This window comes from Corynebacterium sp. KPL4072 (assembly GCF_037908395.1).
GTDB classification, from domain to species: Bacteria; Actinomycetota; Actinomycetes; order Mycobacteriales; family Mycobacteriaceae; genus Corynebacterium; species Corynebacterium kefirresidentii.
The window spans coordinates 13,287-23,668 of the sequence record NZ_JBBMGE010000007.1 but is presented as its reverse complement, the minus strand read 5'-3'; the positions used below and the strand labels follow the sequence as shown (position 1 = coordinate 23,668).

Below are 10,382 nucleotides of genomic sequence, written 5' to 3'. Positions count from 1 at the left end.
AGACGCTTTTCACCGTGAAAAAGCTTTATGGGCTTCCCACTGTGGTGACTTTGCTCGCCGCCCTCATCGGCGTCATTGTCTATCGCTTCAGCATCTACGATGGCAATAGCGCCTTTGTGTGGCGCGTTCCGCTAGATCTGAAGATTTATTGGCTCGCCGGTGGTGAGGTAGCGCAGGGCGCAAACTTGTACGATAACGCCTATATTGGTGACCTGCCTTTTACCTATCCGCCCTTTTCCGGCACTCTTTTCACGTGGCTTTCCTCGCTTGCCGACGACCCTTTGATCCTCCTTTGGCAAGGCGGCACCGCCCTTGCCCTGTTTACGGTCATCATGCTGGTTCTGCGCGAGCGCGGGCTCAAGCTCTCCCCGGCAATGTGGTTATTGGGCATCTTGCTTTTGTGCTGCACCCCGGCAAATGAACCGGTGCACGGCACCCTATTCTTTGGCCAGATCAACATCTTTTTGATGTTGCTGGTTGCCTTGGACCTCCTCCCGCGCAAGCGGGCCCTGCCGGGCATCGGCATCGGTTTGGCTGCGGGTATGAAACTTACCCCCGCTTATATGGGACTGGTTCTGCTCTTCCAAAAACGCTGGTGGCAGGCGATTATCGCCATCTTGACGTTCGCGGTAACCGTTGCCATTGGCTTTGTAACCATCCCGGATGCCGCCGAATTCTGGACCGATGCCATCTTTAAATCCTCCCGCGTGGGCGAGCACACTAACCCAGGTGCGCAGTCCATCCGCTCCGTGATGGTCCGCGCATGGGGCATCGACGGCGGCTGGGTATGGCTTGCCGCCGTGGTCGTGGTCTTTATTCTGACCTGCTTGGCGCTGCGTACCGCGATGAAGCACCGTAATAACTCGGCCGCGCTTGCGCTCGCCGGTATCAGTTCCTGCTTGGTCTCCCCCTTCTCCTGGTATCACCACTGGGTATGGACGGTGCCTTTGGCCGTCGTCGTACTGGTTTCCGTTAACCAGGCGCTGGGCAGGCGCTTGCACGGTTTCCTCGGCGCACAGCTTGCTGGCTTTGTATCGGTGCTGGCCATGTGTGCGGTAACCATGCCGTTCATTTCCGCAGCCGTGTGGTTGTCTGCTGCTAGCCGCTCGCTCAACCACTGGGATCTGCAGCCCTGGGGCATGTTGGCCTTTACCGGCGCCGGCGTTATCTATATCGCCTTCTACGCGGTGTGGGGATTTATCCCTGGCACCCAACCGGCCAAGGAAACGACCACCCCTGGTAGCCCCCAGCAGCCCGCTGCCGCGCAACCTGCTGCCACCACGACCGCGGCCCATCCGGCGCATTCAGTGAACACCGAGTCTACGACCCGTGGTGGTCATTCACGGGCAGCGCGCACTATCAGCGATGAAACGGCAGAAATGCCCGCGGTGGGTCCCGAAACGCGCGCTTTCCCCGCGTCCCAGGACATCACCGATATCCCCGATACCCCGGCTTATGGGCGCCACTCGCGCTCCGAGGACTAAGCCCGAGGCGGCTACCGGCCCCCTGCCCTCCCGCTTTAGAGCGGGCGGAAGGTGCGCAGCTCGCGGCAGGTCTCCTCAACCACCTCGCGCCAGCTGCCAGTTTCTTTGAACAAGCGGCGCTGCCGCTCATAGCCGGCGCCGCCATCAATAATTTCGTGGATAAGCTGCAGCTCATTAAAGCATCCCAGCTCGCGGGCGATGGGGGCGAGTTCTTCCACCATCTGCGCTAGCTCGTCTTTGACCCAGGCTTCATCGGTCTCGCGGGAGGTAATTACCAGCGCATCCATGCCGTAGCGGGCGCCGCGCCACTTATTTTCTGCCACGTGCCAGGGCTGCAGGGTGGGAAGGGGTTCCGCGGCGTCGATAAGCCGGTCGTAGTAGACCACCAAGCAGTGAGTAAGCGCAACGATGGCGGAAAGCTCGCGCAGATTCGACGTCGCATCGCTCACGCGCACCTCCACCGTGCCCCACTTGGCGGCCGGCCGAATATCAAAGTGCATGGAGCCGGTGTGGTTGATAACGCCGGAAATCGCTTGGTCGCGCATATAGGACTGCCACTCGGCCCAATCGCGGAATTGATATGGCATGCCTGCGGTAGGCAGCTGCTGGTAGAGCATGGTGCGGTTGGAAGCATAGCCGGTATCCAGGCCCTCCCACCCCGGCGAGCACGCTGATAAGGCCAGCAAGTGGGGGTACTTGGTCATTAGCGCATTGATGATGGGCCACACGCGGTCCTCGTGGCTAATGCCCACGTGCACGTGCGTGCCCCAAAGCAACATCTGCTTGCCCCAGTACTGGGTGCGCGCGATGATTTCTTGATAGCTGGGTTTATCCGAAAGCGGATTCTCGCGGAAATCCGTAAATGGGTGCCCACCGGATGCCCAGACATCTACCCCCAGCTTATCGGCGGCTTCTTCCACCGCGTTCAGGGAATTTTTCAGGTCAGCGATTGCTTCCGGAACGGTGTGGCAAATGCCTGTAACTAGCTCCACCGTATTTTGGAGAAATTCCTTTTCCAGATGGATATCGGGATAGGTCGCATTGGCCAGATCGATAAGTTCCGCACCGCGCGGGACGAGGTCGCGCGTTTCGCGGTCCACGAGCGCTACCTCCCATTCCACACCTAGCGTTGGTTCGGGAGAGCGGGCGAATTGTTCTGCCGGGATCTTCACCCATTCAGCTTAACGGCTGACAGGTATTAAGACGTGAATTTTATTTAACCCATTCTCAGCGGCGGCCGTGCGGGTAGGCAATATCTCAGATCATAAAAGTCCAAGGGCATCCGGCCACAGAACAATAAAGTTTCTTTGTGGCCGGATGCCCTTGGACTTTAGGTCAGGTACGCAGCTAGCTTAGGCCTGCGGCACCGCTAGGGCGACAACGACGGCGCCGTCATCGGTTGCTTCCTTAGGCAGGTCGCGATTCATGGGCGCGATATCGGCCTGATAGCGAGCGGCTACCTCTTTGGCCAGTGCTTCAGCAGAGGTATCGCCTTCCGGGTAGAAGACGGTGGTCTTCGGGACGGTAAGGACATCGCCAGGCAGGTTGCCCACGTAGCCCACCTTGAAGCCGCCGCCTTTGAGGGAATCGGCTTCCTTCTTGGCTTTGTCTACCTCACCGGAGTTATTGAGGACGCTGACCTTAATATCTTTGCGGTCGCGCGCGGCGGAGTGGGCGTTTTCCTCTCCTGCAGCGTCATTGCCCTGAGGCGCAGCAGCCTCGTCGGCAGCACCGGAAGCAGCCGAATCACGTGGGGCATCGCCCTTTCCTGGCGCCGGTGCAGGGGAAGGAGCGCTTGCGCCCTCGGAAGCGCCTGGGGCACCGGGGGCACGGGAACCTGCGGCATCGGGACCAGCGGAGCCTTCGGGTGCGGCACCAATGGTGGAACCGGTGGAGTTTTCTTGCTTGCTCTCGGAGGCCACGGTGGAATCATCGTCGCCCGAGGTTATGGAGTACAAAGCCCAGAGGCCGAGCATGACGGCCACCGCGATGAGGACCATCGCCAGGCCGCGCAGCGGGAGTCCGCCCTTTTTAGCGTGCGCGCCGCCACCAGCGGGGCGCTTAGCGGCACGGGAAGCGGACGCACCGGCAGCGGAGCCGGCGCGGGTTTCGTCGGGTACCTTGTCGGTCGATTTTTCCGGATTCACATTAGTCACATACGCAACACTAGTACCCAGAATTAACTAAAAGGGGTATTTCCCCGCGCGGCGCGCCGCGTGTTTTCTCTCTCCTCGCGCACGCGGCGCAGCCGGGCGACTAGGAGCGGGTGGGATTGGGCGGCCGCGGGGGCGTCGAGAAGCAGGTTAAGGCGCTGATGGTAGCGCACCGGGGAGATATCCAGTTGCGCGCGGATGGCCTCTTCCTTGCGGCCGATGCTGCGCGGCGCGGTTTCTTCAAAGTCCAAAATGGCGGCGTCTAGGTCAGACAAGGGGTTCATGCCTAAACTGTAAGGCATGACTATTCGCCCCATCGTTATCCACGGCGAGCCCGTGCTTCACAACCCCACCCAACCGGTGGAAGAATCCGAAATTTCCACCCCGGAAATGCAGCAACTCATCGCGGACATGTATGAAACCATGGATGCCGCCCATGGCGTGGGCCTAGCCGCAAACCAGGTAGGAATTGGCAAGCGCCTCTTTGTCTACCACTGCCCTGATACGGACGGACCCAATGGCACCGAGCTGCCGTCCGAAAAGGCAGGCATGCGCAAGGGCTGCGTTATTAACCCCGTGTTGGAGACCTCTGAAATTCCGGAGACCATGCCGGCTGACGACGGCTCCGATGACGAAGGCTGCCTCTCCGTTCCAGGCGAGGGCTTTCCCACCGGCCGCGCCGACTGGGCACGCGTGACCGGCAAGGACGAAAACGGCAACGACATCTCCGTCGAAGGCTATGGCTTCTTCGCCCGCTGCCTGCAGCACGAGACCGGCCACCTCGATGGCTTCCTGTACACCGATACCCTCATCGGCCGCTATAAGCGCCAGGCCAAAAAGGCCATCAAACGCAATGGGTGGACCGAGCCGGGTTATTCCTGGGTACCGGGCGAGGACGCCGATCCCTTCGGCCACGACGACTAATGTCACGTATTTTCCGCTCCGATGCCGTCCAGGTGGGCGAGCGCGTGGTGGCCCGGCGCGATTTCGGCGGCGTGCATAGCGACGTCATCGGGCACGTGCTGAGCCTCAATCCGCTGGTTATCCGCCCGCAGGAGGTCGGTGGTTTCCCCTCTGACCTGGATGCGGTAGAGATCCCGCCGGAACAGCTGAAAATCATCAAGCGGCTCTCCCCGCGCATGGTCCGCAATTCCGATATCCGCGCCGTGGAGGTTGCGGCGGCCGCGGCTTTCCCCGGCGGGGAGCACGCCTGGACTAGCGATGGTTCTTGGCTCCTGCGCGCCGGCGACGGGGCTACCGGCAGCTCCAATTCGGCTGTGCCTTTGGGCCCTTCGGCCGGCTTCACCCCGGTGCCGATGGAAGAGATTAAGGACTTCTTCGCCCGCCGCGACCTGCCGGTGCGCCTATTGGTTCCAGAGCGCATTGGCAAACCCGCCGAGCGCCTGCTTGCCGACGCCGCGTGGGAAACCGAACCAGAAACGCTCGCTATGGTCTTGCGCGGTCTGCCCGCGCTTGCCGAAGCCCCCTCTGCTTCCCCCACCGTCCACATCGAAGACCACCCCGATGACAAGTGGCTGGAGATGTATCACTCCCGCAGCGGAACCCTTTCGCCTCAGGCACTGAAGCACCTGAGCGCCCCCATCGAGGGCACACTTGGCTTTGGCCGCCTAGCGCTCGAAGGCGAAACCGTCGCCATTGCCCGCGGTGCCATTAGCGAATCCGGCGATGGCACCGCGTGGCTGGGCCTTTCTAATGTGGAGCTAGCTGCGAACTCCCGCCGCCGCGGATTCGGCACTCTGCTAGGCCAGCATCTGCTGCGCTGGGGCCGCGACAATGGCGCGGAGCATGCCTACCTCACCGTTCCGGCCTCCGATACCGCGGGCGTGCGGCTTGCTGAAAAGCTCGGCTTCATTGAGCAACACCGCCGCATCTACGCCCGCCTGCGGGGCTAGGCCCCGCGGCAGCGCCCTTTCGGACTGGGTGGTGAGCCTTATGGGACTGCCCGCTGACCTCGCTGCAGCGGGCAGGTACTGTATGTGGCATGCGCATCGCCACGTGGAATATTAACTCCGTTCGTACCCGCACACAGCGGGCGCTGGACCTTATCTCCAAGCACGACATCGACGTTTTGTGTCTGCAGGAAACTAAGGTGAAAGACGATAAGTTTCCACGCGAGTCCTTCGAGGAAGCGGGTCTGCACGTCACGTGCCACGGGCTCAACCAGTGGAACGGCGTGGCCATCGTATCCACAGATGCGCCCGAGGAGGTCTTTGTGGGTTTTCCAGGCCAACCCGGCTTTGCCAAGGATCCGGATAAACCACAAGAGCGGGAGGCCCGAGCGCTAGGGGCCCGCATCCGTGGCGTAGAAATGTGGTCCCTCTACGTGCCCAACGGCCGCGAGATCACGGACCGCCACTATGACTACAAGCTGGACTTTCTCTATCACCTGGCACACTATGCGGAAAACAATGCGCAGTCTAAACTTCTTTTGACCGGTGATTTCAATATTGCTCCGCGCGATGAAGACGTATGGGACATCGAAGCCTTCCGCGGTAAGACGCATGTCACCGAGCCAGAGCGCGCCGCATTCCAGATGCTGGAAGAGTCCGGGCTCGAGGAGGTCACCCGCCGGTTCACGGAGGACCAGCGCTATACATACTTCGATTACAAGGGCATGCGCTTCCAAAAGAACGAAGGCATGCGCATCGATTTCCAGTTGGCTTCCGCCCCACTTGCCCAGCACGTAACCGGCGCACAGGTAGACCTGGTTGAGCGCGCCGGCGATAAAACTTCCGATCACTGCCCACTTCTCGCAGATTTCGATCTGCCCGATTTCGATTCCGTGCGATAAATGTCTTGGTCGCTTGATCTCAGCTTCTGGCAGCTTTTATTCCTAATCCTGGATTACGGCATCAAGATTATTGCCGTCGGCTTCGTGCCCGAAGGCCGCCGCCCGTCCAGCTCCACCGCGTGGCTGCTGGCAATTCTGGTGCTGCCGTTTATTGGGCTGCCGCTGTTTTTGCTCATGGGCTCGCCGTATATCAACCGGCGCCGCCACCGCATCCAGCAAGAGGCCAATGAGAAGATTGAAAACGTCACGGCCCGCACCCCGGACCACCCGCAGGGTATCCTTTCGGCGGAAACAGAGTCGGTCATCCGGCTCAACCGCGAGCTGACCGGTTTCCCAGCGTTGGTGGGCCACAACCTGGGTCTGCACGCGGATTATGACGAGTCCATTCGCGCCATCGCCGCCGCCATTGACCGCGCCGAGAAGTACGTGTCCATCGAGATCTACATCCAGTCTTGGGACGAGGTCACGGACGTCTTCTTCGAGTCCCTGCGCAGGGCTACCGCCCGCGGCGTGAAGGTGCGGCTGCTGCTGGATCAGATCGGCAGTTTTAAGTACAAGGGCTATTTCAAGCTGGGCAAGCAGCTGACAGAGATAGGCGTGGACTGGCATCTCATGCTGCCTATCCAGATTCACAAGGGCCGTTTCCGGCGTCCGGACCTGCGCAACCACCGCAAGCTGGTGATCATCGATGGCAAGGTCGGCTTTATCGGCTCGCTAAATATGATTAAGCGCCAGTACAAAACCAAGGACCGCTACTGGATCGACTACATGGTGGAGCTGTCTGGGCCAATTGTGACTTCTATGTCCGCGGTCTTCGCCGTGGATTGGTACCTGGAGGCAGACGAGAATCTTCCGCTCGATGAGCTGCCTTATGACGACGCCCAGACTGCCGACGCCAATCACCTCCAAATAATCCCCTCCGGCCCTGGTTATACCACTGAGCCAAACCTGCGCATGTTCAACTCCCTGGTTCACCACGCCAAGGACCGGCTAGTTTTGTGCTCGCCCTACTTTGTCCCGGATGAGTCCCTGCTAGAGGCCGTGACCACCGCTTGCTACCGCGGCGTGGATGTGGAGCTTTATGTATCGGCAAAGGCGGACCAATTTATGGTCAACCATGCCCAGTCCTCCTACTACCAGGCCCTGCTAGAGGCCGGCGTACACATCTACCAATTCCCCTACCCCTTTGTGCTTCACTCCAAGTTCATTATCACCGACCCGGACGATCCCGGCCACGATCCGCTGTGTATGTTCGGCTCCTCCAATATGGACCCGCGTTCCTTTGGCCTTAACTATGAGTCCACCATGCTGGTGGCCAAGGGAGACCTCATTGATCAGTTCAACCAGCTCGTAGCCAATTACCGCGCCGTGTGCCACGAGCTAACTTTGGAGGAATGGAATGAGCGCGGCTTTATCCGCCGCTACGTGGATAATGTCATGCGCCTTACCTCCGCGCTGCAGTAAAGCGCACCCGGACCATCACGACTGCAGCGAAAACGGTCCGGAAACAAGACACCGCCCCGGTGAGCAGCGAATGAGCTGCCGGCCGGGGCGGTAAAGCGCCTAAGCAATGGAATGCTTAAGCTTTAAAGGTGCTTAGGCGTCGCGCTTTTGCAGGACGATGACGCCTAGGACCCACAAAAGGAGAGCCCAAGCGAGGAATACCAGCCCAAATCCCCAGGATTCCTTCCACGGAGCATCTGCGGGAGTTTGATCCATTAGCCACGACTGAAACGCGCTAAATGGCATGTAGTTCACCAGCTTCCCGCCCACCTTGGGGATCATAGACACGAAACCGTCCAAACCAAGGAAGAGGATCAACCCGATGGCCACGGAGCCGGCGGTAGAGCGCAATAACAGGCCGAGCCCCTGGGAGAAAAGGACGATAAGAGCCGCTGCCAGTGGGTACTTCCACAGCTGCTTCTGCCCCATCTCATCGTCCCAAGGCTGGAATTGCGCGGCTACCTCATCGTAGGCAAAAAGCTCGGTAAGCAAGTAGGAACCGGCCACCGCGATGAAGCTGAGCGCGGCCGCGATGACCGCGTACATGAGCAGTTTGACCAAGGCCACCGACCAGCGACGCGGGGTAGCCATGTACGTGATGGTCTGCGTACCAAAGCGGTACTCGGTGGTCACGATCATAATGGCTTGGATCATGAGCACGGGCAGGCCGAGGGCCAAAAGAAAAGACACCGCGCCATCCGGGGTGATAACACCCATACCAAACGCTGCATCCTCGGGGGTTTCTGCCGGTTTTGTCAGGCGGGCATTGAGGATGGCCCAACCCCACGCAAAGAAGAGGAAGATAAAGGTGGTCCACCAGAAGGAGCGGGTGGTGTGCAGCTTGGTCCATTCGGACTTCAAAGTATTCAGCATGGCGACTTAAACCTCCTGCTGGGTGGGTCGAGCGAACGGAGTGGCAGCACCGGCACCGGCAGTAGCACCGCCGGCGGTGGGGGCACCAGTGGAGCCGTGGTACTGGACGGCGTCGCCAGTAAGCTCCATGAAAGCGTCCTCTAGGGAGGCGCTCTTGAGGCTTAGCTCATTAAGCGGCACACCGGTGGAGTACGCCAGCTGGCCCACGAAATCCGTGGTCTGGTTGGCAATCACCAAGCGGGGGCGGCCTTCCTCGTCGGTGGACTCGGTAAAGGAGATTCCCTCGGCGCGCAGAGCAGAGCCAAAGGCATCGAGGTGATCGGAGCGCACCAGCACGGAGGACTCCGAGTGGTCCTTCACAAAGTCATAGGTGGGCTGGTCCGCTACCAAGCGGCCCTTACCAATGACCACGAGGTGATCTGCGGTTTGGGACATCTCCGACAGCAGGTGGGAAGAAATCAAAATGGTGCGGCCCTCTTTGGCTAGGGCACGTACCAGCTGGCGGACCCAGCGAATGCCCTCCGGGTCAAGGCCGTTGACCGGCTCGTCCAAAATGAGGATGCCCGGGTCACCGAGCAGTGCGCCGGCGAGGCCCAAGCGCTGGCCCATGCCGAGGGAGAAGCCGCCGACTTTCTTACCGGCGACGTCGGAAAGCCCTACCAGCCCCAAGACCTCGTCAACGCGGGAAGTAGAAATGCCATTGGACTGTGCGATCCATTTCAGGTGATTAGCGGCGCTGCGGTTGCGGTGCACTGCCTTGGCATCGAGCAAGGCACCCACCTCACGCAGGGGCTGCTTGAGCTCGTGGTAGTGCTTGCCGTTAATGCGCGCCTTGCCGGCCGTAGGAGCATCCAAGCCGAGGATCATGCGCATGGTGGTGGATTTGCCCGCGCCATTGGGGCCTAGGAACCCGGTGACCATGCCGGGTTTTACCTGAAAGGTGAGATCATCAACGGCGCGGACAGACTTATATTGTTTAGTCAGTCCTTCTACTTCGATCATGGCACTAGAGTGCCATAAATCTGGCAACTTTACCTGTTCAATGCCTCCATACTCTCCCGCAGGGTGGGAAAGGAACGGCGGAAGGCAGCCAATAATGGGAGGGTCTCCACCTCGTCGAAAGGCACCCAGCGCAGCTCATAGGACTCTTCATTAGCTGTAGTAGGAAGCGGAACACCGGTACGCGTGCGCGCGAGCACGGTGGTATAGGTCCACTCCCCCGGTAGATCCCCCGCTGCGGGATAAGGCCCGGCCGTGACTTGCGCATCGAGTACCTCTACATCGTGGGGCGCAATCGCGCATTCTTCCTGAGTTTCGCGCAACGCGGCCTGGGTCGGCGTCTCCGTAAAATCACGGGCGCCACCCGGAATCCCCCATGTATCGCCGTGATTGGTCCACGCGGCACGGTGTTGGAGAAGCACCTTGCGCCCGGCAACAAGAAAGAGGCCAGCGGCACCGAATTTTCCCCAGACCCGAATGCCGCCAGGACCTGCCGCCCAGCCGTCTCCACTGTGAGGATTATGCATGCTGCCTATCCTAGCCACACACGCGGGTATA

The 10,382-nt window shown here is 60.3% G+C and carries 11 protein-coding genes; 5 read left to right on the top strand and 6 right to left on the bottom strand.

The genetic code is table 11. From position 1 onward, the window contains the following. Window positions 1–14 precede the first annotated feature (14 nt). A complete protein-coding gene (locus WMP97_RS08355; RefSeq protein ID WP_200288611.1) occupies window positions 15–1,484 on the top strand; it encodes a glycosyltransferase 87 family protein in 1,470 nt (489 codons plus the stop codon). A 35-nt stretch (window positions 1,485–1,519) separates the two neighbouring features. Here WMP97_RS08355 and WMP97_RS08350 read toward each other — a convergent pair whose 3' ends face one another. The 3 genes from WMP97_RS08350 to WMP97_RS08340 all read right to left on the bottom strand — a co-directional run bounded on the left by WMP97_RS08350 (window position 1,520) and on the right by WMP97_RS08340 (window position 3,939). Then, window positions 1,520–2,656 (bottom strand): glutamate--cysteine ligase, encoded by a 1,137-nt coding sequence (locus tag WMP97_RS08350; RefSeq protein ID WP_023019965.1) that lies wholly within the window; start codon window positions 2,654–2,656, stop codon window positions 1,520–1,522. A gap of 180 nt (window positions 2,657–2,836) precedes the next feature. Then, window positions 2,837–3,640 (bottom strand): LytR C-terminal domain-containing protein, encoded by an 804-nt coding sequence (locus tag WMP97_RS08345; protein WP_284835472.1) that lies wholly within the window; start codon window positions 3,638–3,640, stop codon window positions 2,837–2,839. Between the two features lie 23 nt (window positions 3,641–3,663). After that, window positions 3,664–3,939, bottom strand: coding sequence for a DUF3263 domain-containing protein (locus tag WMP97_RS08340; protein WP_086588240.1), 276 nt, complete (start codon window positions 3,937–3,939; stop codon window positions 3,664–3,666). Between WMP97_RS08340 and WMP97_RS08335 the strand changes: the two genes are divergently transcribed. From WMP97_RS08335 to cls, 4 genes are all read left to right on the top strand, one after another. Next, entirely contained in the window at window positions 3,938–4,561 is a 624-nt protein-coding gene (locus WMP97_RS08335; RefSeq protein WP_023019968.1) for a peptide deformylase, read from the top strand. The two genes, WMP97_RS08340 and WMP97_RS08335, sit on opposite strands and share 2 nt — an antisense overlap. After that, window positions 4,561–5,550: an N-acetylglutamate synthase, CG3035 family gene (locus WMP97_RS08330; RefSeq protein ID WP_200288610.1), complete on the top strand. Its 990-nt coding sequence runs from the start codon at window positions 4,561–4,563 to the stop codon at window positions 5,548–5,550. The genes WMP97_RS08335 and WMP97_RS08330 overlap by 1 nt, the downstream gene beginning before the upstream one ends. A gap of 89 nt (window positions 5,551–5,639) precedes the next feature. Next, window positions 5,640–6,449 (top strand): exodeoxyribonuclease III, encoded by an 810-nt coding sequence (locus WMP97_RS08325; RefSeq protein WP_200288609.1) that lies wholly within the window; start codon window positions 5,640–5,642, stop codon window positions 6,447–6,449. Next, on the top strand, window positions 6,450–7,913 hold the full coding sequence (gene cls, locus WMP97_RS08320; RefSeq protein WP_200288608.1) for a cardiolipin synthase: 1,464 nt from the start codon (window positions 6,450–6,452) through the stop codon (window positions 7,911–7,913). A 132-nt stretch (window positions 7,914–8,045) separates the two neighbouring features. Here the strand turns inward: cls and WMP97_RS08315 are convergent, their stop codons facing one another. Genes WMP97_RS08315 through WMP97_RS08305 form a run of 3 tightly spaced genes read right to left on the bottom strand, consistent with a single transcriptional unit; the run spans window position 8,046 to window position 10,351 of the window. Beyond that, a complete protein-coding gene (locus WMP97_RS08315; RefSeq protein ID WP_200288607.1) occupies window positions 8,046–8,825 on the bottom strand; it encodes an ABC transporter permease in 780 nt (259 codons plus the stop codon). 6 nt (window positions 8,826–8,831) lie between these two features. Beyond that, a complete protein-coding gene (locus WMP97_RS08310) occupies window positions 8,832–9,827 on the bottom strand; it encodes an ABC transporter ATP-binding protein (protein WP_239208106.1) in 996 nt (331 codons plus the stop codon). Window positions 9,828–9,856: 29 nt separating this feature from the next. Beyond that, window positions 9,857–10,351: an NUDIX domain-containing protein gene (locus WMP97_RS08305; protein ID WP_023019974.1), complete on the bottom strand. Its 495-nt coding sequence runs from the start codon at window positions 10,349–10,351 to the stop codon at window positions 9,857–9,859. Between the last annotated feature and the right edge of the window lie 31 nt (window positions 10,352–10,382).

Coding starts and splice junctions, on each gene's coding strand:
- WMP97_RS08335 (WP_023019968.1), top strand. CDS start 3,938: ATGACTATTCGCCCCATCGTTATCCACGGCGAGCCCGTGCTTCACAAC.
- WMP97_RS08340 (WP_086588240.1), bottom strand. CDS start 3,939: ATGCCTTACAGTTTAGGCATGAACCCCTTGTCTGACCTAGACGCCGCC.
- WMP97_RS08330 (WP_200288610.1), top strand. CDS start 4,561: ATGTCACGTATTTTCCGCTCCGATGCCGTCCAGGTGGGCGAGCGCGTG.
- WMP97_RS08325 (WP_200288609.1), top strand. CDS start 5,640: ATGCGCATCGCCACGTGGAATATTAACTCCGTTCGTACCCGCACACAG.
- cls (WP_200288608.1), top strand. CDS start 6,450: ATGTCTTGGTCGCTTGATCTCAGCTTCTGGCAGCTTTTATTCCTAATC.
- WMP97_RS08315 (WP_200288607.1), bottom strand. CDS start 8,825: ATGCTGAATACTTTGAAGTCCGAATGGACCAAGCTGCACACCACCCGC.
- WMP97_RS08310 (WP_239208106.1), bottom strand. CDS start 9,827: ATGATCGAAGTAGAAGGACTGACTAAACAATATAAGTCTGTCCGCGCC.
- WMP97_RS08305 (WP_023019974.1), bottom strand. CDS start 10,351: ATGCATAATCCTCACAGTGGAGACGGCTGGGCGGCAGGTCCTGGCGGC.